The 26,658-nt window shown below is 74.3% G+C and carries 20 protein-coding genes; 5 read left to right on the forward strand and 15 right to left on the reverse strand.

Translation table 11 applies throughout. The features are described from left to right. Nucleotides 1-57: 57 nt before the first annotated feature. From M3673_RS00765 to M3673_RS00785, 5 genes are all read right to left on the reverse strand, one after another. On the reverse strand, nt 58-252 hold the full coding sequence (locus M3673_RS00765) for a DUF3046 domain-containing protein (RefSeq protein WP_056862982.1): 195 nt from the start codon (nt 250-252) through the stop codon (nt 58-60). A 118-nt stretch (nt 253-370) separates the two neighbouring features. Continuing rightward, a complete protein-coding gene (locus M3673_RS00770; protein WP_251530836.1) occupies nt 371-1,696 on the reverse strand; it encodes a methyltransferase domain-containing protein in 1,326 nt (441 codons plus the stop codon). Continuing rightward, nucleotides 1,693-2,505 (reverse strand): ABC transporter permease, encoded by an 813-nt coding sequence (locus tag M3673_RS00775; protein ID WP_056862713.1) that lies wholly within the window; start codon nt 2,503-2,505, stop codon nt 1,693-1,695. The genes M3673_RS00770 and M3673_RS00775 overlap by 4 nt, the downstream gene beginning before the upstream one ends. Further along, nucleotides 2,505-3,347 carry an ABC transporter permease gene (locus M3673_RS00780; protein WP_251530838.1) on the reverse strand — a complete coding sequence of 281 codons (843 nt, stop codon included), beginning with the start codon at nt 3,345-3,347 and terminating at the stop codon, nt 2,505-2,507. Before M3673_RS00780 ends, M3673_RS00775 begins: the two co-directional genes overlap by 1 nt. Beyond that, nucleotides 3,347-4,273 (reverse strand): ABC transporter ATP-binding protein, encoded by a 927-nt coding sequence (locus M3673_RS00785; RefSeq protein WP_193664708.1) that lies wholly within the window; start codon nt 4,271-4,273, stop codon nt 3,347-3,349. The genes M3673_RS00780 and M3673_RS00785 overlap by 1 nt, the downstream gene beginning before the upstream one ends. Before the next feature lie 213 nt (nt 4,274-4,486). On the opposite strand from M3673_RS00785, the gene M3673_RS00790 reads away from it, so the two are divergent. Both M3673_RS00790 and M3673_RS00795 read left to right on the forward strand, forming a co-directional pair. Further along, nucleotides 4,487-9,292: a DEAD/DEAH box helicase gene (locus M3673_RS00790; RefSeq protein ID WP_251530840.1), complete on the forward strand. Its 4,806-nt coding sequence runs from the start codon at nt 4,487-4,489 to the stop codon at nt 9,290-9,292. Beyond that, entirely contained in the window at nt 9,285-10,097 is an 813-nt protein-coding gene (locus M3673_RS00795; RefSeq protein ID WP_251530842.1) for a DNA-formamidopyrimidine glycosylase family protein, read from the forward strand. The genes M3673_RS00790 and M3673_RS00795 overlap by 8 nt, the downstream gene beginning before the upstream one ends. 34 nt (nt 10,098-10,131) lie before the next feature. On the opposite strand, the gene M3673_RS00800 is transcribed toward M3673_RS00795, so the two are convergent. Then, entirely contained in the window at nt 10,132-10,434 is a 303-nt protein-coding gene (locus tag M3673_RS00800; protein WP_056862710.1) for a helix-turn-helix domain-containing protein, read from the reverse strand. 54 nt (nt 10,435-10,488) lie between these two features. Beyond that, entirely contained in the window at nt 10,489-11,064 is a 576-nt protein-coding gene (locus M3673_RS00805) for a CinA family protein (RefSeq protein ID WP_251530844.1), read from the reverse strand. A gap of 82 nt (nt 11,065-11,146) precedes the next feature. Here M3673_RS00805 and M3673_RS00810 point away from each other — a divergent pair, with 82 nt between their 5' ends. Beyond that, nucleotides 11,147-12,925: a glycoside hydrolase family 15 protein gene (locus M3673_RS00810; protein WP_251530847.1), complete on the forward strand. Its 1,779-nt coding sequence runs from the start codon at nt 11,147-11,149 to the stop codon at nt 12,923-12,925. A 104-nt stretch (nt 12,926-13,029) separates the two neighbouring features. Here the strand turns inward: M3673_RS00810 and M3673_RS00815 are convergent, their stop codons facing one another. The 8 genes from M3673_RS00815 to M3673_RS00850 all read right to left on the reverse strand — a co-directional run bounded on the left by M3673_RS00815 (nt 13,030) and on the right by M3673_RS00850 (nt 24,034). Next, a complete protein-coding gene (locus M3673_RS00815; RefSeq protein WP_251530849.1) occupies nt 13,030-15,852 on the reverse strand; it encodes an ExeM/NucH family extracellular endonuclease in 2,823 nt (940 codons plus the stop codon). A gap of 171 nt (nt 15,853-16,023) precedes the next feature. Beyond that, complete coding sequence (locus M3673_RS00820; RefSeq protein ID WP_251530851.1) at nt 16,024-18,060, reverse strand: bifunctional UDP-sugar hydrolase/5'-nucleotidase; 2,037 nt, start codon at nt 18,058-18,060, stop codon at nt 16,024-16,026. A 94-nt stretch (nt 18,061-18,154) separates the two neighbouring features. After that, nucleotides 18,155-18,790 carry a CDP-diacylglycerol--glycerol-3-phosphate 3-phosphatidyltransferase gene (pgsA, locus tag M3673_RS00825; RefSeq protein WP_056862706.1) on the reverse strand — a complete coding sequence of 212 codons (636 nt, stop codon included), beginning with the start codon at nt 18,788-18,790 and terminating at the stop codon, nt 18,155-18,157. Continuing rightward, complete coding sequence (rimO, locus tag M3673_RS00830) at nt 18,787-20,346, reverse strand: 30S ribosomal protein S12 methylthiotransferase RimO (RefSeq protein ID WP_374108170.1); 1,560 nt, start codon at nt 20,344-20,346, stop codon at nt 18,787-18,789. The genes pgsA and rimO overlap by 4 nt, the downstream gene beginning before the upstream one ends. 130 nt (nt 20,347-20,476) lie before the next feature. Continuing rightward, nucleotides 20,477-20,953, reverse strand: coding sequence for a universal stress protein (locus M3673_RS00835; protein WP_251530853.1), 477 nt, complete (start codon nt 20,951-20,953; stop codon nt 20,477-20,479). After that, entirely contained in the window at nt 20,950-22,512 is a 1,563-nt protein-coding gene (locus tag M3673_RS00840; protein WP_193664313.1) for a tripartite tricarboxylate transporter permease, read from the reverse strand. The genes M3673_RS00835 and M3673_RS00840 overlap by 4 nt, the downstream gene beginning before the upstream one ends. Next, nucleotides 22,512-23,072 (reverse strand): tripartite tricarboxylate transporter TctB family protein, encoded by a 561-nt coding sequence (locus M3673_RS00845; RefSeq protein ID WP_082499968.1) that lies wholly within the window; start codon nt 23,070-23,072, stop codon nt 22,512-22,514. The genes M3673_RS00840 and M3673_RS00845 overlap by 1 nt, the downstream gene beginning before the upstream one ends. Then, entirely contained in the window at nt 23,069-24,034 is a 966-nt protein-coding gene (locus M3673_RS00850) for a tripartite tricarboxylate transporter substrate binding protein (RefSeq protein ID WP_056862704.1), read from the reverse strand. Before M3673_RS00850 ends, M3673_RS00845 begins: the two co-directional genes overlap by 4 nt. Before the next feature lie 181 nt (nt 24,035-24,215). On the opposite strand from M3673_RS00850, the gene M3673_RS00855 reads away from it, so the two are divergent. Continuing rightward, on the forward strand, nt 24,216-25,955 hold the full coding sequence (locus tag M3673_RS00855; RefSeq protein WP_227489136.1) for an ATP-binding protein: 1,740 nt from the start codon (nt 24,216-24,218) through the stop codon (nt 25,953-25,955). Between the two features lie 10 nt (nt 25,956-25,965). After that, on the forward strand, nt 25,966-26,643 hold the full coding sequence (locus M3673_RS00860; protein WP_251530855.1) for a response regulator: 678 nt from the start codon (nt 25,966-25,968) through the stop codon (nt 26,641-26,643). The last annotated feature ends 15 nt before the right edge of the window (nt 26,644-26,658 follow it).

Here is a 26,658-nt window from a genome sequence, read left to right on the forward strand (position 1 = left end):
CTGGTCGACGCGCCCGAGTCGGTGCTCGGGGTGGGTGCCCGAGGTCGGCGCTCCGGGTCAGCGCTCGGAGGCCGGCAGGGCCAGCGCGCTCCACACCGCGGCCCAGACCTGCTTGGGCGGCACCCCGGCGTCGAGGGCCTCCTGGGCCGTGCGGTCGCCGAGCTCGCTCATCACGAAGAAGCTCGCCCACGACCGCGACGACGCCGTGCCGAGGGCGTGGTCGAGACGCTCCCAGAACTCGGTGTGCCGCATGGCGCCCATGATGCCTCGCCCCTCCGACGGGGCCGACCCGGGTGGGTGCGGGTGGGCGCGGGTGACGCGAGTGGCAGGGCTCCTGCCGGGCCGCTCGACCTCAGCGACCTCGGCGACCTCAGCGACGTCGCGCGAGCACCTCGAGCCACGGGGTGTCCCGGGCGCCCGTGCGTCTGCCCACCCGCTCGACCTGCCACCCGGCCCCGGTCAGCAGCGCCACCAGCGCGGGCTCGCGCCACAGGACGAAGCGTCGCGCGGCCTCGATGGTGCCGTGCACCGACCACTGCTCGCCCTCGCCCTCCTTGAGGGTGGCCACGAGCAGTCCCCCGGGCCGGGTCACCTCGGCCAGCCGTGCCGCCACCCGCGGCAGGTCCGTGCGCGCCACGTGCAACAGGCAGGCGTTGGCCCACACCACGTCGTACGCCGCGGCCCGCGGGCCGGCTGCGTCGGCGCCCCCCGGCTCGCCCGGGTGGGGGCGCAGGTCGTCGAGGAGCGGGTCGAGCAGCTCCGCCGCGTGACCCGCGGCGCGCAGCATCGCCACGAAGGCCGGCGTGACGTCGGTGCGCCGCACCCTCAGTCCGCGGGCCTCCAGCGCCAGGGCGTCGCGTCCTCCGCCGCTGCCGATCTCGAGGACCTGGCCGCCCGGGGCGCGTGCCGCCACCTCGTCGAGCAGGGGCGCGAAGGCCTCGTCGAGCCGGTCGGTGGCGGCGCGGTAGTCGGGGGCCTGTGCGTCGTAGGCCGCGACGGTGACGGCGGCGGCGACGTCACGGACGTCCCACGTGTGGTGGACGACGTCGTGGAGGTGGTAGACGCCGAGGGTGGCCACGGTGAAGCGGCTGCCGTTGCTGCGCACGCCCGTGCGCTCCCACACCGTCGGGTCGGGCGAGGCGGCGACGGTGTCGTAGACCGCGGCGACCGCGTCGGCCGCCGCCACGAGCTCCTCGCCGACCGTGCGCGGGTCGAGGCGGGCGTAGTCGCCCTCGCGCGCGGCGGCGTCCTGGTCCCAGTCGGCGAACCGGGGTCCGGTCTCCTCGACCATGGCCACGAGGCGCTCGCGGAAGACGCGGTGGACGTCGCGCACGTGCGCGGCGTACTCGAGCACCGACCACCGCGAGGGGTCGGTGCGCACGCGGGGGTCGACGACGCCCTGCGGGATGGACGCCCCGGGGTGGCGGGTCGCGGGCGCCGGGTCGGTCGTCGCCCGGAGCAGGGCGGTCCAGCCGGCCGCGTCGGCGCGCAGCGCCGTCGCCAGGTCGGGCCCCGCCGCCGCGGGCCCGTGCTCGCGCGGGTCGAAGCCGCAGTCGGGGCAGGCGCGGTCGAGGACCCAGGTCCAGTCCTTGGTGTCGGGCTCGAGCGGGTCGGCCTCGGTGGGCCCGGCACCCGAGCGCCCGGCGTCCGACGGGTCGGCGTCCGACGGCCTGCGAGGAGCTGGCTGCGCACTCACGTGAGGAGCAGCCGGTCGAGGCGGCGGCGCACGACGAGGAGTCCGGCGACCCCCATGACCACGAGGTAGACCACCGAGACGGCGGAGGCCCAGGAGACCGTGCCCGTGGTGAGCTCGCGGCACAGGACGACCCCGCGGTAGAGCGGGGTGCACTCCACGACCCAGCGCAGCCAGGTGGGGAAGGCCGTGACCGGGAAGAAGGTCGCGGAGAAGAGGAACATCGGCAGCGTGGCCAGGGTGACCAGCTCGAAGTCCTGCCAGGAGCGCATGAAGGTGGTCAGCGCCATGCACACCCCGCCGAAGGCCAGCCCGATGAGCAGCGCGGCGGGCACGACGAGCACCGCCCACCACGACGACACCAGGCCCATCAGCAGCATGACGACCAGGAAGCCCGCGGAGTAGATGCCGCCGCGCAGCAGCGACCAGCTCAGCTCGCCGCGGGCGATGTCCATGGTGGTCAGCGGCGTGGCCAGCATCTGGTCGAAGAGCTTGTTGTACTTGAGCTTGAAGAAGAAGTTGAAGGTGGCGTCGAGGATCGTGCCGTTCATGGCCGAGGCCGCGAGCATGCCGGGGGCGACGAAGGCGGCGTACTCGATCGTCCGGCCGTCGACCTCGAAGCCCGTGACGAGCTGGCCGACGCCCACGCCGATCGAGAACAGGTAGAAGACCGGCTCCAGGAACCCGGTGAGGAAGATGTACCAGGCCCGGCGGTAGGCGAGGAAGTTGCGGTAGAGCAGCAGGGCGGTGGCCTCGCGGGCCCCGAGGGGCGAGGCGGCCTGGCGCGCGACGGCGGCGGTGACGGCGCTCATCAGGCGATCAGCCTCCGCTGCAGGCGCCGGGCGGCCCAGCGCCAGCCGAGCGCGGCCAGCACCACCAGGTAGGCGACGTGGACCAGCGCCGCGGACACGTCGACCCGGCCCAGCGTGAGCATCCGCGTCAGGTCGACGCCGTGCCACAGCGGGGTGATCGTGGCCAGCAGCTCGAGCGGTGCGTCGAGGTTGGCGACGGGGAAGAAGGCCCCGGAGAAGAGGAAGAGCGGGATCATGCCGAGGCGGAAGATGAGGTTGAAGGCGCTCTCGTCCTTGGCGCCCGCGGCGTAGGCGTAGACCGGGGTGGCGAAGGCCAGGCCCACCAGCAGCTGCACCAGGAAGGCCAGCAGCACTCCCCCGACGCTGCTGAAGACCCCGAAGGGCGCCATCACCGCGAGGAACACCGCAGAGGTGAGCGCGACCCGGAAGAGCACGAAGGCCAGGTGCGCCAGCATGATGTCGCCCACCCGCAGCGGCGCCGCGATCATGCCGAAGTAGACCTTGTGCCACTTCACCATGTCCATGACGGGGTAGGTCGTCTCCCCGATCACCGTGGTCATCGCCTGGGCCGCCACGAGGCCGGGCGCCACGAAGGCGAGGTAGCTGGTGGCGCCCTCGAGCTCGGCGGGGTCGCCCTCGATGAAGCCGCCGAGCAGCACGCCCATGGCGACGACGTAGAGCAGCGGGGTGACGAAGGAGGAGACGATCGTGCCCTTCCACGTGCGGCGGTAGACCGTCAGCCAGTAGTCGAGCAGCCGGAGCGCGCCGGCGAGCGTGCTGACGGGCGCGGTGGCCCGGGCAGGGTCGGGGCTGCCGGCGCCTCCGGGTGACGTGGCGGCCATCAGTCGACCAGGGTCCGGCCGGTGAGGCGGAGGAAGACGTCCTCCAGCGTGGAGCGGCGCACCAGCGTGGCGACCGGCTCCAGCCCGCGCTCGTGGACCTTGGCCACGGTCTCCTCGCCGTCGTGGGAGTAGAGCAGGAGCCGGTCGGGCAGCACCTCGACCCGGTCGGCGAGGTCCTCGACCTGCCGGGCGACGACCTCGTGGGTGTCGCCCTCCTGGGCCACGCCGAAGCGGAGCTCGGCCACCTCACGGGTCGAGTGCTCGGCGATCAGGTCGAGCGGGGAGCCCTCGGCGACGATGAGCCCCTTGTCCATCACCACGAGCCGGTCGGTCAGCTGCTCGGCCTCGTCCATGTAGTGGGTCGTGAGGACCAGGGTGACCCCCTGCTGCTTGAGGCGGAACAGCCGGTCCCACACGACGTGACGGGCCTGGGGGTCCAGTCCGGTGGTCGGCTCGTCGAGCAGCAGGACCTCGGGCCGGTTGATCAGCGAGCGGGCGATCGTCAGGCGGCGCTTCATGCCCCCGGAGAGGTCCTCGACCATCGAGCCGGCCTTCTCGGTCAGCTGCACGAACTCCAGCAGCTCGTCGACGCGGGCACGGACCTCCTTGCGCGGCAGGCCGAAGTAGCGGCCGTAGACGAAGAGGTTCTCCCGCACGGTCAGCTCGGTGTCGAGGGTGTCCTCCTGCGGGCAGACACCGATGCGGGCGCGGATCTCGGGACCGTCGACGGCCGGGTCGAGCCCGAGGATGCGCAGCTCACCGCCGCTGATGGGCGACACGGCGGCCACCATGCGCATGGTCGAGGACTTGCCGGCGCCGTTGGGCCCCAGGAAGCCGAAGGCCTCGCCCCGGCGCACGTCGACGTCGATGCCGCGCACGGCCTCGACGTCGCCGAACCCCTTGCGCAGGCCCTGGGCCCAGATCATCGAGTCGGTCGCCGTCACGTGAGGCACCCTAGGCCCGAGCGCCGACAGGACGCCTCCGCTCCCCCGCCCCACCCGCCGCCGCGCCGGAGGGGCCGAGCCGGACATCACCCCGGTCCTCGTCACGGGCCTCACCACGGCGCGGGGCGAGTGGCCGGGGCGGGCCCAGCCGTCGGGGGGAGCCCGGCTGTCGGTGGCGTCGGCGACACTGGCCCGGTGACCCCTCCCACCCCCGCGGCCGCGCCGCCCGCCGACCCGCTGGCGCGCTTCAGCGAGCCGACGCGCACGTGGTTCGCCGCGGCGTTCGCGGAGCCCACCCCGGCGCAGGCCGGCGCGTGGGAGGCGATCGGCGCGGGCCGGCACGCCCTGGTGGTGGCGCCGACCGGGTCGGGCAAGACTCTGTCGGCCTTCCTGTGGTCGCTCGACCGGCTGCTGTCGACCCCGCCGCCGGAGGACAAGCAGCGCCGCTGCCGGGTGCTCTACGTCTCGCCGCTGAAGGCGCTGGCCGTGGACGTCGAGCGCAACCTGCGCTCCCCGCTCACGGGCATCCGGCACACCGCCGACCGGCTCGGGGCCGAGGTGGCCGACGTGCGGGTCGGCGTGCGCTCCGGCGACACGAGCGCGGCCGACCGCCGCAAGCTCACCACCGCTCCGCCCGACATCATGATCACCACACCCGAGTCGCTCTTCCTGATGCTCACCTCCCAGGCCCGCGAGTCGCTGCGCGGTGTCGAGACGGTCATCGTCGACGAGGTCCACGCCGTGGCCGGCGGCAAGCGCGGCGCCCACCTCGCCCTCACCCTCGAGCGCCTCGACGCCCTCCTCGAGCGGCCGGCCCAGCGGGTCGGGCTGTCGGCCACCGTGCGGCCGCTGGAGGAGGTCGCGCGCTACCTCGGCGGCTCCGCCCCCGTCGAGATCGTGGCGCCGCCGTCCCGCAAGCAGTGGGAGCTGAGCGTCGTCGTGCCCGTGGAGGACATGACCGCCCCGGGGGGCTACGACGAGGAGGACGCCGACGGCGAGGGCTCGGCCACCCGGGCGGCCTCGATCTGGCCCCATGTCGAGGAGCGCGTCGTCGACCTCATCGAGTCGCACCGCTCGACCATCGTCTTCGCCAACTCCCGGCGGCTCTCCGAGCGCCTCACCTCGCGGCTCAACGAGATCGCCAACGAGCGCGCCGGCGTCGATCCCGAGGCCGGGGACCTCGTGCCCGTGCCCGCCGGCGCCCACGACCACGACCACGACCCCCTGGGTGACGGCGCCGGCCACGGGGACGACCAGCCCGACGACCTGGCCGACGACCTGGCCGACGACCTGGCCGACGACCACGACGGCAGCGGACGGGCCGTCCCGTCGCGCCCGCCGGCCCAGGTCATGGCCCAGTCAGGCTCCTCCGGCGGCAGCCCGGAGGGCGCGGTCGTCATCGCCAAGGCCCACCACGGGTCGGTCTCGAAGGAGCAGCGCGCGCTGATCGAGGACGACCTGAAGCGCGGCCGCCTGCCCGCCGTGGTCGCCACCAGCAGCCTCGAGCTCGGCATCGACATGGGGGCGGTCGACCTGGTCGTGCAGATCGAGTCGCCTCCCTCGGTCGCCAGCGCCCTGCAGCGCGTGGGCCGTGCGGGCCACCAGGTCGGCGAGGTGTCACGTGGGGTGCTCTTCCCCAAGCACCGTGGCGACCTCGCCCAGACCGCCGTCGCCGTGCAGCGCATGCGCGCCGGCGCCATCGAGTCGCTGCGGGTGCCGACCAACCCCCTCGACGTGCTGGCCCAGCAGGTCGTGGCCATCACCGCGCTCGAGGCCTGGGACGCCGACGAGCTCTTCGCCCTGGTGCGCCGCTCGGCGCCGTTCACCGCCCTGCCCCGCTCGGCCTACGACGCCACCCTCGACCTGCTCAGCGGCCGCTACCCCTCCGACGAGTTCGCCGAGCTGCGCCCGCGCATCGTCTGGGACCGCGTCACCGGCGAGCTCACCGGCCGGCCCGGCGCACAGCGTCTGGCGGTGACCAGCGGCGGCACCATCCCCGACCGCGGCCTCTTCGGGGTCTTCCTGGTCGGCGGCGAGGGCCCGGGGCGGCGCGTCGGCGAGCTCGACGAGGAGATGGTCTACGAGTCGCGCGTCGGCGACGTCTTCGCCCTCGGCGCCACCAGCTGGCGCATCGAGGACATCACCCACGACCGGGTCCTCGTCACCCCGGCTCCCGGCATCCCGGGCCGGCTGCCCTTCTGGAAGGGCGACAGCCTGGGCCGCCCCGCCGAGCTGGGCCAGGCCATCGGTGCCTTCACCCGGGAGCTCGCCGCGCTGCCCCGCCCCGCTGCCGAGGCCAAGGTGCGCGAGGAGGGGCTCGACGAGTGGGCCGCGGGCAACCTGGTGTCGTACCTCCACGAGCAGCTGGAGGCCACCAACACCCTGCCCAGCGACCGCACCCTGCTCGTCGAGCGCTTCCGCGACGAGCTCGGCGACTGGCGCCTGGTGCTCCACTCGCCCTACGGCACCCCCGTGCACGCGCCGTGGGCCCTCGCGCTCAACGCACGCCTGCGCGAGCGCTACGGCGTCGACGGCCAGGCCGTGGCCTCCGACGACGGCATCGTCATCCGCATCCCCGACACCGACGCCGAGCCGCCCGGCGCGGAGCTGGTGGTCTTCGAGCCCGACGAGGTCGACGACCTGGTCACCCAGGAGGTCGGCGGCTCGGCGCTCTTCGCCTCCCGCTTCCGCGAGTGCGCCGCCCGGGCCCTGCTGCTGCCCCGGCGCGACCCGGGTCGCCGCTCACCGCTGTGGCAGCAGCGTCAGCGCTCGGCGGCGCTGCTGGAGGTCGCCTCCAAGTACCCGTCGTTCCCGATCGTGCTCGAGGCCGTGCGCGAGTGCCTCCAGGACGTCTACGACCTCCCGTCCCTGATCGGCCTCATGCGACGGGTGGAGCAGCGCGAGGTGCAGGTGGTCGACGTGGCCACGCCGTCGCCCTCGCCCTTCGCCCGCAGCCTCCTCTTCGGCTACGTCGCGCAGTTCGTCTACGAGGGCGACTCCCCCATCGCCGAGCGCCGCGCCGCGGCGCTCTCGCTCGACCAGGGCCTGCTCGCCGAGCTGCTGGGCCGCGCCGAGCTGCGCGAACTGCTCGACCCCGAGGTGCTCGAGGAGGTCGCCGCCGAGCTCCAGCGGCTGACCGAGGAGCGACGGGCCCGCGACGCCGAGGGCGTGGCCGACCTGCTGCGCCTGCTCGGGCCGCTGAGCACCGACGAGATCGCCGCGCGCAGCGTGCCCGACGCCGACGTCACCGGGTGGCTGTCAGCGCTCGCGCAGAGCCGCCGCGTGGTCGAGCTGCGGATGGCCGGCGACGAGCGCTGGTCGGCGATCGAGGACGTCGGCCGCCTGCGTGACGGTCTGGGCACCCCCGTGCCCCCGGGCACGCCGGAGGCGTTCACCGACCCCGTCGACGACCCGCTGGGCGACCTGGTCGCACGCTTCGCGCGCACCCACGGACCCTTCACCACCGACGACGTCGCCGCGCGCCTGGGCCTCGGCACGGCGGTCGTGCGCCACACCCTGCAGCGCCTGGCCGCCTCGGGGCGGGTGCTGGAGGGCGAGTTCCGACCGCACGGCTCGGGCAGCGAGTGGTGCGAGGCCGAGGTGCTGCGCCGTCTGCGCCGCCGCTCGCTCGCCCGGCTGCGCAAGGAGGTCGAGCCCGTCGACCCCGAGGCGCTGGGCCGCTTCCTGCCGGCCTGGCAGCACGTGTGGGCCGCCTCCACCAGCGGTCGGGGCGGCCTGCGCGGCGTCGACGGCGTGCTCGCCGCCGTCGACCAGCTCGCCGGCTGTGCCGTGCCCGCCTCGGCGCTGGAGCCGCTGGTGCTCTCGGCGCGGGTGCGTGACTACGAGCCGTCGTACCTCGACGAGCTCACCGCCTCCGGGGAGGTCGTCTGGTCGGGTCATGGCGCGCTGCCGGGCTCCGACGGCTGGGTGTCGCTCCACCTCGCCGACCAGGCCCCGCTGACGCTGCCCGCCCACGAGCCCTTCGACCACAGCGAGCTGCACCAGGCCCTCCTCGACTCCCTCGAGGGCGGCGGCGCGTGGTTCTTCCGCCAGCTCGTGCAGCAGGTGCAGGCCACCGGCCAGAGCGCCAGCGACCAGGCCGTCTCGGCGGCGCTGTGGGACCTGGTCTGGTCGGGGCGGGTCAGCAACGACACCCTCACCCCGCTGCGCGCGCTGACCCGCGGTGGCTCCTCGGCCCACCGCAGCAAGCGCCCGCCGCCGCGGCTGCGGATGTCGTCGACCACCGGCGGGCGCGGCGGCGCCCGACCCGCGCCACGCACCGGCCCTCCCGAGACCGCCGGCCGCTGGGCGCTGCTGCCCGACGTCGACGCCGACCCGACCCGCCGCGCCCACGCCAGCGCCGAGCACCTGCTGGAGCGTCACGGCGTGGTGATCCGCGGTGCCGTGATGAGCGAGCGCGTCGCCGGCGGCTTCGCCGCGGTCTACAAGGTGCTCTCGGCCTTCGAGGACTCCGGTCGCTGCCGACGGGGCTACTTCGTCAGCGGCCTGGGCGCAGCGCAGTTCGGCACCGCGGGGTCCATCGACCGGCTGCGGACCTTCTCCGAGGCCGCCGAGGGATCCGGCGACGCCAAGCCCCTCGCTGTCGCCCTCGCCGCCACCGATCCCGCCAACCCCTACGGCGCGGCCCTGCCCTGGCCCGCGCGACCCTCGACCAGCGAGGCCGCCGAGGGCGAGAAGGGCCACCGCCCCGGCCGCAAGGCCGGCGGCCTGGTGGTGCTCGTCGACGGGGAGCTCACCCTCTACGTCGAGCGCGGCGGCCGCACCCTGCTCACCTGGACCGACGACGTCGACCGGCTCACCCTCGGCGCCCAGTCGCTCGCCGACGCCGCCCGGGCCGGGGCGCTGGGCCGGATGACGGTGGAGAAGGCCGACGGCGCCCCGCTGCTGGGCGGCGGCACGACCCCGCTGCGCGAGGCGCTGCAGTCGGCCGGCTTCCTGGCCACCCCGCGCGGGCTGCAGCTGAGGAGCCGGGGTGCCTGAGGGCGACACCGTCTTCCGCGCCGCCCGGCTGCTCGACCGCTCGCTCTCGGGCCGGGTGCTCGTGCGCACCGACTTCCGGGTGCCGCAGCACGCCACCACCGACCTGTCCGGGGGCAGCGTGCGGGCGACGGTGTCGCGCGGCAAGCACCTGCTCACACGCATCGAGCACCCGACCGGTCGCTGGACCCTCCACACCCACCTCAAGATGGAGGGCGCCTGGCGGGTGCTGGACTCCGGGGCGCGCTGGCCCCGCCCGGCCCACCAGGCACGCGTGGTGCTCGACGTGGGGCCGCGCCACGCGGTCGGGTTCTCCCTGGGGATCGTGGAGCTGCTGCCCACCGCTGACGAGGACTCGGTCGTGGGCCACCTCGGACCCGACCTGCTCGGCCCCGACTGGGACGAGGACGAGGCGCTGCGACGCCTGCACGAGGACGACGCCCGCGAGGTCGGCGACGCGCTGCGCGACCAGACCCGGCTGGCGGGCCTGGGCAACATGTACGTCGCCGAGCTGTGCTTCGTCTCCGGCGTGCACCCCCGCGTGCCCGTCGGCGAGGTGCGCGACCTGCCGCGCATGGTGCGCCGTGGGCGCCAGATGCTCGACCTCAACAAGGAGCGGGCGGTCCAGTCCACCACCGGCGACCTGCGCGAGCGCCGGCGCACGTGGGTCTACCGCCAGGACCACGCGCCGTGCCGGCGCTGCGGCACGAGGGTGGAGGTCGACCTGCAGGGCCCGGCCGGCCGCGAGCGCGCGATCTACTTCTGCCCGTCGTGCCAGCCCGTGCCCGCGGGGCCCGGCCGGCCCTGACCGACAGCCCGACGCGCTCCGAGGCCGCGGCGGGTCAGGCGGCGGAGGCGACGACGGGGCCGGCGGCGCGCGGCACCGGGAGCGGCGTGGCCGCGGTGGCGGCCTCCTCCAGGGCGACGGCGTCGGAGACCGAGCGGAGCACCAGCGAGAGCGGCACGTCGAGGGCCTGGCACAACGAGAACAGCAGCTCGGAGGAGGCTTCCTTCTGGCCGCGCTCGATCTCGGAGATGTAGCCCAGGCTGACCCTGGCCTGCTCGGAGACCTCGCGCAGGGTCATGCCCCGTTGCATCCGCTGCGCGCGGAGCACGTCGCCGAGCAGGCGGCGGAAGAGCACCATGCGAGCCTCCGTGGGTTGTCCGGTCGATCTCCGGGTCGATCAAGGATGCCAACGCTACCGGAGAGGGTTCTGTTCCACCCGGAGGTCCCCGGGGTCGGCGTCGTCGTGGGGCTCCCCGGGACCGGCGGCGGCCTCCTGGTCGAGGTGCACCAGCAGGCCGAGCAGCGCCTCGCGACACGTGCTCTCCTGGATCTGCGCGCGCGTGCCCGCGAGCTCCAGCGACAGCACCGAGGTGACCTCGGGGCCGGCCACGCCGACGAAGACCGTGCCCACCGGGCGCCCCTCCTGCGCGTCGGGCCCGGCCACCCCCGTCGTGGCCAGGGCGTACGTCGCGCCTGCGACCCGGCGGGCGCCCCCGGCCATCGCGGCGGCGCAGTCGGCCGAGACGACGCCGTGCTCGTCGACCAGCTCCTGGGGCACGCCCAGCAGCGAGACCTTGAGGTCGGTGGCGTAGGTGACCGCCCCGCCGCGGTAGACCGCCGACGCACCCGGCACGGCGGTGAGCGCCGCCGCGAGGCGGCCGCCGGTGAGCGACTCGGCGGTGGCGACGGTGGCGCCCTCGGCGCGCAGCCGGTCGACCAGGCGGGTGGCGACCTCGGTGAGGTCGTCGGGGGCGGGGCGTCGCAGCATGCCCCGACCCTGCCACAGCGGGTGCGGTGCCGTGCCGTGCGGGCGGGGGCCGGGCGAGGGCACCGCCCGTAGGCTCCCCGGCATGCCGCTGCCCATCGAGGACTACGCCCTGATCGGCGACCGGCGCACCGCGGCGCTGGTCGGGACCGACGGCTCGGTCGACTGGCTCTGCCTGCCCCGCTTCGACTCCCCCGCCTGCCTGGCCGCCCTGCTCGGCACGCCGGAGCACGGCCACTGGCAGCTGGTGCCGACGGTGCCCTACGCCACCGAGCGGCGCTACCTCGGCTCCTCGGCGATGCTGGAGACGACCTTCACCACGGCCGCGGGCGTGGTGACCCTGACCGACGTGATGCCCCGCGGCGACGAGCGGGCCGACCTGGTGCGCCGCCTGGTCTGCGTGAGCGGCACGGTGCCGATGCGTCACGAGTGGCGGCTGCGCCCCGACTACGGCCGGATCCGGCCGTGGGTGCGTCGCGAGTGCCTCGGCGGCGAGGACGTCATCACCGCGGTGGCCGGCCCCGACAAGCTCGTGCTGCGCGGGCCGCGGCTCCCGGTGGCGGTCGACCACACCCACGCCGACGAGTTCAGTCTCGCCGCCGGGGAGGAGCTGTCCTTCGCGATGGTGTGGCTGCCCTCGCACGTCGAGCCCGGTCACCTGGGCGACCTCGACGCGCGGGTGGCCGAGACGGTGGCCGAGGACGAGGCGTGGGCGCAGGTGTGCCGCCAGGACCTCCCCCACCCCGAGGCCGTGCGACGCTCGCTGCTCACGCTGCGGCTGATGACCCACGAGGTGACGGGGGGCATCGTCGCGGCGCCCACGACCTCGCTGCCCGAGGAGTTCGGCGGCGAGCGCAACTGGGACTACCGCTTCTGCTGGCTGCGCGACGCCGCGCTGACGCTCGCCTCGCTGCTGCAGGCCGGCTACACCGAGGAGGCCGCGGCGTGGCGCGACTGGCTGCTGCGCGCGGTGGCCGGCGACCCCGAGGACCTGCAGGTGATGTACGCCGTGGACGGCTCCCGCCGGCTGCCCGAGTCGGAGCTCGACCACCTGCCGGGCTACGCCGGCTCACGACCGGTGAGGATCGGCAACGGCGCCGTCGGGCAGCGCCAGCACGACGTGCTGGGCGAGGTGATGGACGCCCTCGCGCTGGTGCGCGAGCACCTCGGCGACGACGACCCCAACGCCTGGGCGCTGCAGCGGGCCCTGGTCGACGACCTGGTCACCCGCTGGCGCGATCCCGACCACGGCATCTGGGAGATCCGTGGGGAGCCGCGCCACTTCACCCACTCGCGCGCCATGGTGTGGGTCGCCTTCGACCGGGCCGTGCGGGCGGTCGAGGAGCGGGGTCTGCCCGGCGACGTCGACCGGTGGCGCCGCGAGCGCGACGCCGCCCGCGACCTGGTGCTCGGTGAGGGGTGGGACTCCGAGCGGGGCACGTTCGTGCAGCACCCCGGCACCCGCGAGGTCGACGCCTCGCTGTTGGTGCTGGCCACCATCGGGCTGCTGCCCGGCGACGACCCGCGCCTGGCCGGCACCATCCGTGCCGTCGAGGAGGACCTGCTGCGTGACGGGCTCGTGCTGCGCTACCGCACCGCCAGCGGAGTCGACGGGCTCTCCGGCGACGAGCACCCCTTCCTGGCGTGCTCGTTCTGGTTGGCCTCGGCCTACGCCGTCGTCGGTCGCCTCGACGACGCGCGGGCCCTGCTCGGGCGGCTGGTCGGGCTGTCCACCGACGTCGGCCTCCTCGCCGAGGAGTACGACCCGGGGGCCGAGCGCATGGTCGGCAACTTCCCCCAGGCCTTCAGCCACCTGGCCCTCGTGCAGGCGGCGTTCCACCTCGCCGCGGCCGAGCGCCGCTGACGGAGTCCCGCGGTCCGGCGGGCCGGACGCAGGACGGGGCCCTGCCGGTCGGCAGGGCCCCGTCGGTGCTGGTGCGGGTGGTGCGGGTCGGGCGGGTCAGTCGGTCACTTCACGACCCGGATCGTGGAGGTCCCGCCGACGGTCGTGTCGCCCTTGCTCCACTCGACCCGGAGGGTCTTGGTGCCGACCCGGTCGAAGGGTGCGAGGCGGATCTTCGCGACGCCCTGGCGGTTGGTCGTGGCGGTGCGGGTCTCGCCGCCGGGCAGCCGCACGGTGACGGTGCCGCCGCGGGCGGGCTCGCCATCGGCGGTGACCTTCACCCGCAGGGTCACCTTGGTCTTGCCGGCCTTGACCTTCTTGGGGGTGCTGCTGACCTTGAGCGCCAGCTCCGCGGCCGGCGGCGCCACGACGTCCTCGACCAGGTCGAGACCCATGACCACCGGGTCGTGGTCGGAGGAGCGGAACGGGCCGTCGGTGTGGAAGTCGGTCGGGCTGTAGTTGTAGCGGCTGTACTCCATGTAGATCGACTCACCGGAGTTGATGTTCCAGATGTCGTGCCCGGTCATCGCCTCGAGCGCGGCGTCGTTGGCGAGCACGTGGTCGAGGGAGCCGGAGAGGCCGCTGAAGGAGTAGGAGTACTCCGCGTCGGCGCCCTCGCCGTCCTCGATGTTGGTGTAGCCGGCCTGGTAGAGGACCTGGAGCGGGTCCTCCTGGGAGTAGGAGTTGAAGTCGCCGACGAGCAGGACGCCCTCGGCGCCGCTCTCCTGCTGCACACCGGGCACCCAGTCGCGCAGCGCGGTGGCCTGGGCCACGCGGTCGGGGTTGGCGTTGCCCTGCCCGGTGCCGTCGTCGGCGCCGGAGCCCTTGGACTTGAAGTGGTTGACCACGAAGAGGAACGGCTCGTCGCCGCCCGTCGGCGTGAAGGCCTGGGCGATGGGCTCACGGGCGTTGTCGAAGGCCTCGCCCGAGCCGCTCAGCGTGCCGAGGGCACGGGCCTCGCCGCTGCGCTCGACGGCGGCCGGCTTGTAGATGATCGCGTTGCTGATGACGTCCATCTCGGCCGCCGGGGGCAGCTCGGTCGACGACGGGTTGGCCGCCCACGTGCCGGCGCCGGCGTCGGCGTTGAGCGCCGCCACCAGCGTCTCGGTGGCCTCGTCGGCGTCGCCGTCGACGACCAGCGAGTTCTCGATCTCCATGAGGCCCACGACGTCGGCGTCGAGGGCGTTGATGGCCGACACGATCTTGGCCTGCTGCCGCGCGAGGTCCTGGGGGTCCCAGGCGCCGCGCTGCTCGCAGCCCCCGCCCACGGAGTTGCCGTCGCCGTCCTTGTCGGGGAACGTCGTGCAGCCGCCGTCGCCGACGTTGTCGTCGTCGGCGTCGCCGAGGGTGGTGAAGTAGTTGAGGACGTTGAAGGACGCGACCTTGAGGTCGCTCTCGCTGTCGGCCTCGATGCGTGCCTCGTCGGGCGCGTCGGTGCGGGTGTTCTCGAAGGTCGCCGGCGACGTCGCGGTGTAGTCCGGGCCGCTGACGGTCTGCAGCGGCTGGAAGCGGTACGTCGGGGCGCTCGGCGACCCGCCCTGGGTGAGGATGACGTCGTCGGTGAACGTCGCCGCCGCTCCGACCCGCACGGGGGCGGTGTTGGAGAGGTAGGGCGGGGTCAGCGTCTTGCCGTTGGTGCCCGGGGCGTACGTCGTGCCTGAGGCGTCGTCGAGCACGATGGCCCGAGCGGCGTTGTCGGCCTCGACCGCGCGGATCGCCGCGGTGTCCTGGGCGTCGGCGACCTCGGTGGGCTGGATGAGCGGCGTGTCGCCCAGGGCCAGGCCGACCTCGCCGAACTGGTGGGTGGAGAAGGTGTTGGTGACGGTGAAGTCGTCGGTGGGGTCGTAGAGCATCCCCTCCAGCGCCTCCTTCTCCGCCGCCGTGGCGGGCCACGCCGTGGTGGTGGTCGCCGTGACGGGCGCGGCCGGGGTGTCGAGCACCGTGGTCTCGGCCGCCGAGGAGACGACCTGGGTCTGACCGGCGTACTCGTCGACGTCGCCGCTGACCTCGACGTGGTCGCCGGGCTCCACGCTCACGCTGCCGGCACCGTTGGGGTAGTAGACGAAGACGCCGTCGGAGGCGGTGCGGGAGGCCGGGTCGACCGACCCGCCCGTGCCGGGGGTCTGCAGGTAGAACCCGTAGAGGAAGCGCGGGGCCGCGGTCACGACGCCGGAGGTGATGACCGGGTCGCCGTCGAGCGGCGAGGCCGCGCCGGTGCCCTGGATCTCGGGGATGGTGACCTCGACCGGGTCGGGCTCGGGCTCGGGCTCACCGGCGCCGCCGGAGCTCTGCGGCACCGGGGTGCCCTCGACGAAGTCGTCGGCGTTGTCGTCGGAGTCGGTGCCCGTGGCGGTGCGCGCGGCCGAGGTGCTGTTGGTCAGGGCGACGCCGGTGTTGCGCTCCTCGAAGGAGGTGGGCGTCGTGCCGTAGCCGACGGCGTCGAGGACACCGGCCGCGCCGGCGAGCTCGCCGGTGGCGCTCACGGGGGTCTCGGAGGAGGCCAGCACGACGACGCCGTTGCTTCCGGACATGGCGATGGTGCCGGTCGCGTCGGGCGTCGGCAGGGCGGCGGCCGGCGTGGTGCCGGCGGCCTGCTGCACCAGGTAGTGCCCGCCCGCGGGCACGGAGCCCGAGAGGGGCGTGACCTGGGCGCTGGTGCCGGTGGCGCTGCGGTACTGCACCGACATCCCGGTCACGCTGACGGCGCTCGCGGTGGGGTTGTAGAGCTCGATGAAGTCGTGGGTGAAGGCGGCGCCGGTGTTGCCGCCGCCGCCGTAGACCTCGCTGATGACGAGACCGGAGGCGTCGGGCGCGGCCAGGGCGGGGGCTCCGGCGAGGCCGGTGACGACCGCCGCGAGGCTGAACGCCCCGGCGACGGGCAGAGCCACCCGGCGGGTGGCTCGAGGGGACAGGGGCATGACAGACCTTCCGAGGGAGGGGTGCGTGCGGGACGTGCTCGTGGGTGCGCCCGACGGGCGCCCCGGTGGCCGCCGTGAGCGGGGCCGCCGACGTGCGTCGGCGGCCCCGGTCAGGACGGTGCGGTGCTGGGGGTCAGCGGCTCAGCGGGTGCCCGAGACCGGCACGGTGACGGTGGTGCCGCTGGGTGCGGCCACCAGCTCGACCACGCCGCCGGAGGACCCGGCGGGCACGGTGAGGGTGACGGTGGCGCTCCCGCCGTTGTCGGTGGTGATCGGGAAGGTGCCGAGCGGGCTCGTGGTCGAGCCGTCGACGTAGGTCGCGGTCAGCTCGGTGTTGGCCGGGCTGCCCAGCGAGGTGAGGTTGAGCTTCGAGAGGGTGAAGCTCGCCTCCTCGCCGGCGACGAGCGCGTCGGGAAGGCCCGACTCGGTGACCTGCTGGCGGGCGAAGTCGGGCGAGACCGGGTCGTTGCCGGCCAGGTAGTCGCGCCAGAGCTCGGCGTCGAGCAGGCCGGTGTCGGTGAAGGTGCCGTTGGTGAAGGCGCGGAAGTTGTCGCCGCCCGTGGCCAGGAACGACAGCGTCGAGATCGTGTAGGTGCGCGCCGGGTCGAGCGGCTCGCCGTCGATGAGCACCGAGGTGATCCGCGAGCCGGCGGCGGCCGTCGGGTCGGTGGTGACCTGGACGTTGTCGGACATGCCGAGCTGCAGGTAGGGACGCGAGGGCACGGTGCCGTCGGCGTTGGTCTGGTACTGCTGCTCGAGCACCTGCTTGAGGTCGGCGCCGGTGAGCCGGACGATCGCGACGGTGTTGTTGAAGGGCAGCACGGCGTTGGCCTCGGCGAAGGTGACCACGCCGTCGGTGTTGGCCGGGTTGCTGGTCGTGTCGCCGGCGAAGAGCAGCTCGGCGCGCAGGCCGCCGGGGTTGGTCAGCCCGAGGTCGGGCTCGGCGAAGTCCTGCACGCCGTCGCGCAGGGCGTTGGCGACGAGGTCGCCCAGGGCCGACTCCTCCGCACGGGCGTCGCGCGTGCCACCGGTGTAGCCGTCGGGGCCGTAGCTGCCGCCGGAGAACGCGGTGGTGATGTCGTCGGTGATCTCCGCGACCGGCTGGTTGCCGACCTCGGCGGCCAGCCGCAGCGCGCGGTTGGTGATCTGCTGCACCTTGACCACCGCGGGGTAGGACAGGTCGGCCTCGGCGACGCGGGCGACGTTCTCCTGCGTGTAGGCCTTCACCCGGCCCGTGCGCTGGTTGACGCTCAGGGTGATCCGGCCGATGTTCTCGCCGTAGGAGCCGGTCTGCAGGACCGGTCGGGTGCGCTCGGTGCCGGGCACGGGGGCGTCCCAGGCGTACTGCTTGTGGGTGTGGCCGGTGAAGATCGCGTCGACCTTCGGCGTGGTCCTCGTGACGATGCGGGCGAAGGCGCCGCCCTCGGCGACCTCCTCCTCCAGCGTGGCGCCCGCGGGGGCACCCTCGCCGGCGCCCTCGTGGAACTCCGCCACGAGCACGTCGGCCTCGCCGTTGCCCGGCCTGCCGTCGGAGAGCTGGCGCGCGACGCGGTTGACCGCGGCGACCGGGTCGCCGAACTCGATGCCCTCGATGCCGGCGGGGCTGACCAGGCTCGCGGTCTCCTCCGTCACGGCGCCGATGACGCCGACGGTGACCCCGGCGCGCTTGAAGGTGTCGTAGGCCGGCAGGACCGGCGTGCGGGTGCCCTCGGCGTAGACGTTGGCCCCGAGGTAGGAGAAGTCGGCGACGTTGTCCACGCGGCCGTCGAGGTCGTCGAAGCCGCGGTCGAACTCGTGGTTGCCCACCGACGACGTCTTGAGGCCCAGGGCGTCGAGCACCTTCAGCGTCGGCCGGTCCTTGAACTGGCTGGAGGCGAAGAGCGAGGCGCCGATGTTGTCGCCGGCGCTGAGGAAGAGCGTGCGCTTGGGACCGTTGGCGGCCTTGAGCCCCTCGACCGTGGTGGCGAACTTCGTGGTGTTGGCGTCGATGCGACCGTGGAAGTCGTTGATGTTGAGCAGGGTGAGGTCGACGACCTTGTCCGCTCGCGGAGCCGGGGCCGACGGAACGGCCTGGGCGGGAGCGACGGTGGTGACCGAGAGGGCGGCGGCCGCGAGGCCGAGGCCCAGCGACGCGGCGAGCGGACGGGTGGCCCGTCCGGACCAGGAGCGAGATAGCACGAGTGGGAGATCCTTCACACCAAATGGGCGATTGACCTCCGGACCCTAACCCCGGATCAGCGCTGCGCGACCGGGTCGTCAGGTGACAACTGGGTTACGACTTGCCGCTCCCGCGCAGCTCGTGGCGCTGGCGCCACACGCCGCGGTAGAACTCGGCGCCCGACCACAGCGTGAGGGCCACGGCCACGGCCAGCAGCGCCTGGGCGACGTAGAACAGCACCTCGCCGGGCGTCTCGAGCCACGAGGGCAGGTCGGGGTCGAGCAGGGGCAGGACCAGCAGGCCGAGGGCCAGGCCCTGCACGGTCGTCTTGAGCTTGCCGAGGTCGGCGGCCGCGATGACCACGCGCTTGAGCACCGAGAGGCGCAGCAGCGTGACGCTCCACTCGCGCAGCAGCACCAGGATCGTCACCCACCACCACACCTCCCCCACGATCGAGAGCCCGATGAAGGCCATGCCGGTGATCGCCTTGTCGGCGATGGGGTCGGCGATCTTGCCGAAGTCGGTCACCAGGTTGCGCGCACGGGCGATGTCGCCGTCGATCTTGTCGGTGGCCATGGCCACGAAGAAGATCACCCAGGCCACGGTGCGCCAGGTGCCGGAGTCACCGCCGTCGACGAGCAGCGCGGCGCCGAAGAACGGCACCAGCACGATGCGCAGCGTGGTGAGCACGTTGGGCAGGTTGAGGTTGCTCGGCCTCGGCGAGACGGGCTCGACCTCGGGCTGGGTCATCGGACTCCTCCGGTGGGCTCGGCGAGCAGGTCGACGCCGTCGGTCGAGACGACGGTGGCCGCGACCAGGCGGCCCACGGCGTGGGCGCCCTCGCGCGGGGCCTCGAGCGTCGTGGTGCCGTCGACCTCGGGGCCCTGGTGGGCGGCGCGGCCCTCGGCGGTGCCGTCCTCGCCGAGCGACTCCACGAGCACCTCGACGTGCTCGCCGATGCGCTCCTCGGCCCGCTGGGCGTTGAGCTCCTCGACCAGGGCGGTGACGTGCTCGGCGCGGGCGCGGACCTCGTCGTCGTCGAGCTTGCCGTCGTAGGAGGCGGCCTCGGTGCCGTCCTCGTCGGAGTAGCCGAAGACGCCGGTGACGTCCATGCGGGCGGCGACGAGGAAGTCGCACAGGGTCTGCAGGTCCTCCTCGGTCTCGCCGGGGAAGCCGACGATCACGTTGGAGCGCACCCCGGCCAGCGGGGCGGCGGCGCGCACCTGCTCGAGCAGGCCGAGGAACGACTCGGGGTCGCCGAAGCGGCGCATCCGGCGCAGCACCGTGGCGCTGGCGTGCTGGAAGGACAGGTCGAAGTACGGCACCACGCCGGGGGTGTCGCCGATCGCCTGCACCAGGCCCGGGCGGGTCTCGGCCGGCTGGAGGTAGGACACCCGGACCCGCTCGACGCCGTCGACCGCGGCCAGCTCGGGCAGCAGCGTCTCGAGCAGGCGCAGGTCGCCCAGGTCCTTGCCGTAGGACGTGGAGTTCTCACTCACCAGGAAGAGCTCGCGCGCGCCCTGCTCGGCCAGCCAGCGGGCCTCGGCGAGCACGTCGGAGGGCCGGCGGCTCACGAACGAGCCGCGGAAGGCCGGGATCGCGCAGAAGGAGCAGCGCCGGTCGCAGCCGCTGGCCAGCTTGAGCGCCGCCATCGGGCCCGAGTCGAGACGGCGGCGTACGGCGCGGGGGCCGGTCGCCGGGCCGCCGGCACCGACCGTCGCCGGGTCGGCCGCCGAGCCCGCGACGGGGGCCGCCGGCGGCACCTGGTCACCGTGGCCGGGCACCGGGGTGGTGGAGGCGGCGCGGTCGACCGGCGAGATCGGCAGCAGCAGGCGCCGGTCCTGGGGGGTGTGCGGGTGGTGCACCCCGCCGGCGACGATGGAGCGCAGCCGGGCGGCGATGTCGGGGTAGTCGTCGAAGCCCAGCACCGCGTCGGCCTCGGGCAGCGACTCGGCCAGGTCCTTGCCGTAGCGCTCGGCCAGGCAGCCGACGGCGACGACGGCCTGGGCCCTGCCGCCCGTGCCGGCCGAGGCCTTGAGGTCGGCGGCCTGGAGCAGGGTGTCGACGGAGTCCTTCTTCGCGGCCTCCACGAAGCCGCAGGTGTTGACGACCACCGTGTCGGCGGCGGCGGGGTCCTCGACGAGGCGGAAGCCGCCGGCCTCCAACCGGCCGGCCAGCTCCTCGGAGTCGACCTCGTTGCGGGCGCAGCCCAGGGTCACCATGGCGACCGAGAGCAGCTCGCCGTCGGCCGCGGTGTCGGCGTCGTCGCGGGCGGGGCGGGAGGCGGGGAGGGATTCAGTCGTCATGATCGCCCCCGAGTATGCCGCCCGCACGGGGCCGGGCACGAACCCTCGACACGCGCGCGCCCCCGCTCCCGGCGCGTGGGCACCGGGGACGGGGGCGCGTCGAGGGGCGGGTCGACGGACGCTGGACGGGTCAGCCCGGCTGCTCGCCGGGCTTGACCGCCAGCACCGGGCAGGTGGCGGCCAGCAGGATGCGCTGGGCCACGCTGCCCATCAGCAGCTTGCCGACCGGGGTGCGCCGGCGCAGCCCGATGACCACGAGGCGTGCGTCGACATCGCTGGTCACCTGCAGCACCTGGTCGGCGACGTCGCCACCGACCGACTGGCGCACCTCGAAGGGCACGCCGGCCGCCGCGAGCTCGCGCTCGACCTGCTGCAGGGCCTCGGGGCCGGCGTAGCGGTCGTCGACCAGCGCGTCGCCCTTGGTGGCGTTGACCACCAGCACACCGCGGCCGCGGTCGCGGGCCTCGAAGACGCCGTGGGCCAGGGCGACGGCGCCGAACTCGTCGGGGGCCCAGGCCACCACGACCCAGCCCTTCGCGCTGCTCGCGTCGTGCGACGCCGGGGTGCCGGCCTGGTCCTGCGTGCGGTCGTGCGTCTGGTCGCTCATCGACCCACCTTCTCATCGTCGCTCTCGGGGGCCGCGTCGGCGACCGCACCGTCGGTGGCGCTGGCCGGGACGGCCGGTGCCTGGGGTCCACGGACACGGCTCACCACGACCGGCGCCAGCACGGCGAGGGCGATGATCGCGTAGACCACGACCGCCAGCGGCTCGCTCACCAGGCCGGAGAAGTCGCCGCCGGAGATGCTCAGCGCCTCGCGCAGCTTGCCCTCCATGAGGGGGCCCAGGATGACGCCGAGGATCAGCGGCAGCACCGGGAGGCCGAAGCGGCGCATCATCAGCCCGAGCAGGCCGAAGACGAGCAGCAGGCCCACGTCGAAGGGGTCGAGGTTGGTGGCGTAGGCCCCCAGGCAGGCGAAGAACAGGATGCCGGCGTAGAGCTGGGGCCGCGGGATGCGCAGCAGCTTGGCCCACAGCGGGGCCAGCGGCAGGTTGAGCACCAGCAGCAGCAGGTTGCCGATCAGCAGGCTGGCCAGCAGGGTCCAGACCAGGTCGGCCTGGTCGGTCATCAGCTGCGGGCCGGGCTGGATGCCGTAGCCCTGGAGCGCGGCGAGCATCACCGAGGCGGTGGCGGTGACCGGCAGGCCCAGGGCCAGCATCGGCACGAACATGCCGGCCGCCGAGGCGTTGTTGGCGGCCTCGGGCCCGGCGACGCCCTCGATGGCGCCCTTGCCGAACTCGTCGTTCTTGGCCAGCTTGCGCTCCGAGACGTAGGACAGGAACGTCGGGATCTCCGCGCCGCCGGCGGGGATGGCGCCGAAGGGGAAGCCCAGCGCCGTGCCGCGCAGCCACGGCTTCCACGAGCGCCTCCAGTCGTCCTTGCCCATGAAGGGCTGGCCGACGGGGATGATCTGCAGCGGGCTGCGGCGCAGGTGGGCCGCGACCCACAGCGCCTCGCCGAGGGCGAAGATGCCGACCGCGACGACGACGATGTCGAGGGGGTCGATCAGCTGCGGCAGGCCGAGGTCGAGGCGGGCCTGGGCGGTGTTGGGGTCGAGGCCGACCAGGCCGATGGTGAGGCCGAGGAAGAGCGCGATGAAGCCGCGCAGCGCCGAGGAGCCCAGCACGGCGGTCGTCATCACCAGCGCCAGCAGCATGATCGCGAAGTACGACGGAGCGCCGATCTGCACCGCGACGTCGGCCAGCGGCGGGGCGAAGAAGGCCACCAGCAGCGTGCCGATGGTGCCGGCGACGAACGAGCCGACCGCGGCGGTGGCCAGCGCCTGGGCGGCCCGGCCGCGCTTGGCCATCTTGTTGCCCTCCAGCGCGGTCATCACCGACGCCGACTCACCGGGGGTGTTGAGCAGGATGGAGGTGGTGGAGCCGCCGTACATGCCGCCGTAGTAGATGCCGGCGAACATGATGAAGGCCTGGGTCGGCTCGAGGCCGAAGGTCACCGGCAGCAGCAGCGCCACGGCCATGGCCGGGCCGATGCCGGGCAGCACGCCGACGAAGGTGCCGAGCAGCACGCCGACGGCGGCGAAGAGCAGGTTCTCGGGGGTCGCGGCCTGTTGCAGGCCGCCCCAGAGGAGGTCGAAGTCACCCATCACAAGATCCCATCGAGGATGCCGGGGGCCAGGGGGATGCCCAGGCCGACGTAGAACGCGTACCAGCTGCCGATCGCCAGCACGAGGCCGGCGATCACGTCGCGGATCAGCGTGCGGGAGCCGAGCGCCCAGGCGGCGCCGGCGAAGAGGACGGCGCCGGTGACGGCCCAGCCGAGCAGGTCGACCGTGGCGATCGTGAAGGCCAGGACGCCGACCAGCTTGGCCACGGTGGCCCAGTCGGCGCGCTGGGCGAGGTCGACGTCCTCGCCGCCCTCGGGCTCGGCCTTCGAGCCGCGGGCCGTGGCGATGGCGAGGAGCACGCCGAGCAGCACCAGCACGGCGCCGATGACGTAGGGGAAGACCCGCGGGCCGACCGGGTCGCCGAAGCCGACGCTGAGGGTGGAGGCGTCGTAGAAGGTGTAGGCGCCGACGACGACGAGCAGGGCGGCCAGCGGGTACTGCGCCTTGTCGACGCCGCCCTCGGGCCGGTGGTCACCGGCCGGGGCGTGCCCGCCGGGGGTGCCCGGGGCGCCGGGCGAGGTCGTGGTGGGAGTGCTCACAGCAGGTCCAGCTCCTCGAGCGTCGACGAGACGCGGTCGTCCTGCTCCAGCAGGAAGGCTTCGAAGTCGTCCCCGGTGCGGAAGGCGTCGATCCAGCCGTTCTTCTCGAGCGTCTGCTGCCACTGCGGGGAGTCGTGCATCTCCGAGAGGTAGGCGATCAGCTCGTCCTGACGCTCCTCGGAGATGCCGGGCGGGGCCAGGACGCCGCGCCAGTTGATGAAGACCAGGTCGATGCCCGACTCGGTGAGGGTCGGGGCGTCCTTGACGGCCTCGCCGGTCAGCCGCTCCTCGCCGGAGACCGCGAGCACGCGCAGGTCGCCGGCGGCGATCTGGCCCTCGAACTCGCTGAGGCCGGAGAAGCCGACCTGGATCTTGTTGCCCAGCAGGGCGCTGGTCAGCGGGCCGCCGCCGTCGTAGGTGACGTAGCGGACCTCCTGCGGGTCGATGCCCACGGTCTCGGCCAGCTGCATCGGGAAGAGGTGGTCGGGGCCGCCGGGCGAGGAGCCGCCGCCGACGACGATCGAGCCGGGGTCGGCCTTCCAGGCCTCCACCAGGTCGTCGATGGTCTCGAACGGCGACTCCGCCGGCACGAGCACGCCCTCCTGCTCCTCGATCAGCTGGGCGATCGGGGTGGCGTCCTGCGGCCGGGCGTCGGAGGCGAAGGAGTACGTCGAGCCCACGACCCCCAGCCCGATGGTCATCAGCAGGTGCTCGTTGCCCTCCTGGCCCATCAGCTGGCTCATCGCGGCCGCGCCGCCGGCGCCGAGGATGTTGGTGACCTGGAAGCTGCCGCCGGTGATGTCGTCCTGCTCCATGACCCCCACCGCCGCGCGGCCGGTCTGGTCGTAGCCGCCGCCGGGGCTGTTGGGGATCCACATGTCGAGGTCGGCGCTGTCGTCGCCGCGGGTCACGCCGCAGGAGGAGGCGGTGAGGGCCAGGGCCGTGGCCAGCGCGGCCGCCACGACGCGGGCGCGTCGCGGACCGGGCCGACCAGGCCGGCGGTCACGGCGTGGGCCCCCTCGCGGGGCCCGGGGTGCTGCGGGGAACATGTCTCTCCTGGGGAGTCGACGGGGTGGGACGTGTCGATCGTCACGCAGGCTGTGTCGGCCGTCACGATTAGGCAACCAAAGGAGGTTGTGGAACTTGTGGTCACGTCGCGGTGAGCGCGCCCGGGCCGGGGCCGGCTCGACGCCGCCGTCGCCCGGGGCGGCGACCGAGCGCGAGCCCTCGTCGCGCCGCCACCTCAGCCTGGCCGGGCAGTTCCTGATCCTCCAGCTGGTGGTGCTGCTGCTCGTCGTGCTGGTGACCAGCGTGGTGTCGGTGCGCCAGAGCGACGCCGACTTCCGCGACACCCGGGGCGCCCGGCTGCGCGCCGCCGCCGACAGCCTGGCCAACACCCCGGCGGTGCAGCTGGGCCTGCTCGGCACGGACGACGCGCGCTCGCTGGCCTTCTACACCCAGCAGCGGCAGAACGACGTGGGCGCCAGCACGGTCTACCTCACCTCCCCCGACGGCACGGCCTTCGTCGCCACCGACCCGACCCGCGAGGGCGAGCAGGTGCAGCTGGGCCCCGACGCCGCGCAGGGACGCACCTGGACCGGCGACATCGTCGACCGGGGCAACCGGGTCATCGCCGCGCAGGTGCCGGTCTACGCCGGCGCCCGCGCCGCGACGCCGGGCCGGGCGGGCCGGCCCCCGCGCGTGGTGGGGCTGGTGGTCGTCACCGAGGACTACCCACCCATCACCGAGCGGCTGCGCCAGACCACGGCCGACCTGCTGGTGGTGCTGCTGAGCGGGCTGGCCCTCGGCCTGGCCGGCTCCTGGCTGCTGGCGCGCCTGATCAAGCGGCGTACGCGGGGCCTGGAGCCGGCGGAGATCTCCGCGCTCGCCGACCAGCGCGAGGCGCTGCTGACCTCGATCCGCGAGGGGGTCGTGGCGGTCAACGGCGACGGCGTCGTCACGGTGGTCAGCGACAGCGCGCGCGAGCTGCTCGGCCTGCCGCCCGGCACGCAGGGCCGCGCCCTGGCCGACCTGCCGGTCAGCGACGCCGTGCGCGACCTGCTGCTGGCCCCCGACGACCTGCGCGACGGCGTGCTCGTCGTCGCGGGCCGGGTGCTGGTGACCAACCGCAACCAGGTCACCGCCGGCGGGCGCCGCATCGGCACCATCACCACCCTGCGCGACCGCACCGAGCTGCTCGCGATGCAGAGCGAGCTCACCGCCCGCGAGAGCGTCACCGAGACCCTGCGCGCGCAGACCCACGAGTTCAGCAACCAGCTGCACACCATCTCCGGGCTGCTCCAGCTCGAGGAGTACGACGAGCTCCAGGGCTTCCTCGGCACCCTCAACCGGCGTCGCGCCGAGATCACCGACCACGTGCTGGCCCGCGTGGACGACCCGGCGGTCTCCGCACTGCTCATCGCCAAGACCACCCTGGCCGCGGAGCGGCGCGTCGAGCTGCTGCTGCGCGACGACACCTCGCTCCCCCGCCTCGACCCCGAGCTGTCGGCCGACGTCGGCACCGTGCTGGGCAACCTGGTCGACAACGCCGTCGACGCGGTCGTGGCCGGCGGCGCGGGCGGCGGCGCGGGCGGCGCGGGCCGGGTCGACGTGCGCCTGGTGCGCGAGGGCGACGGCACCGTGGTGGTGCAGGTCGCCGACACCGGACCCGGGGTGCCCGAGGACCGGCGCGAGGCCGTCTTCCGCCGCGGGGTGACCACCAAGCCCGGTGACGCGAGCGGGCGCGGGGTGGGTCTGGCGCTGGTGCAGGTGGTGTGCGAGCGGCGCGGCGGGTCGGTCTCGGTGCACAATGCCGAGGGCGCCGTCTTCACCGCGCGGCTGCCCGACCCCACCGAGCCGATCCCACCGACCCCAGGACCGTGACCCCAGCGCCGTGACCGAGCCGACCGACCTGACCGTGCTGGTCGTCGACGACGACTTCATGGTCGCCTCGATCCACACCCGCTTCGTCGAGCGCGCCGAGGGCTTCCGGGTCGTGGGCGTCGCCGCGACCGGCGAGACCGCGCTGGCCGAGATCGAGCGGCTCTCCCCCGACCTGGTGCTGCTCGACGTGCACCTGCCCGACCTCAGCGGCATCGAGGTGCTGCGCCGGCTGCGGGGTGCCGGCAACGACGTCGGCGTCGTCATGGTCACCGCGGCCCGCGAGGCCGACACCGTGCGCGCGGCGGTCGCCGGCGGCGCGGCGCACTACCTGGTCAAGCCCTTCGAGGCCGACGACCTGCACTGGCGCCTCGAGGCCTTCCGCGCCTCCCGCGCCGCCCTCGCCGGCACGGCCACCCCGGGGCAGGACGACATCGACGCCGCCTTCGCCCCCCTCAACCGCGGCCGCGAGGTGCTGCCCAAGGGCCTGAGCCGCGAGACCGCCGACACCGTGCTCGCCGCCCTCGACGACGGCGTGGAGCGCTCGGCCGCGGAGTGCGCGGAGGCGGTCGGCATCTCCCGCGTCAGCGCCCGGCGCTACCTCGAGCACTTCGTCGCCCAGGGACGCCTCGCCGTGCGGTTGCAGTACGGCGGCTCCGGGCGCCCCGAGCGCCGCTACCGCCGCGCCTGACGCGCGGGGGCCCGC

The organism is Nocardioides sp. P86 (assembly GCF_023712465.1).
Taxonomy (GTDB): Bacteria; Actinomycetota; Actinomycetes; order Propionibacteriales; family Nocardioidaceae; genus Nocardioides; species Nocardioides kribbensis.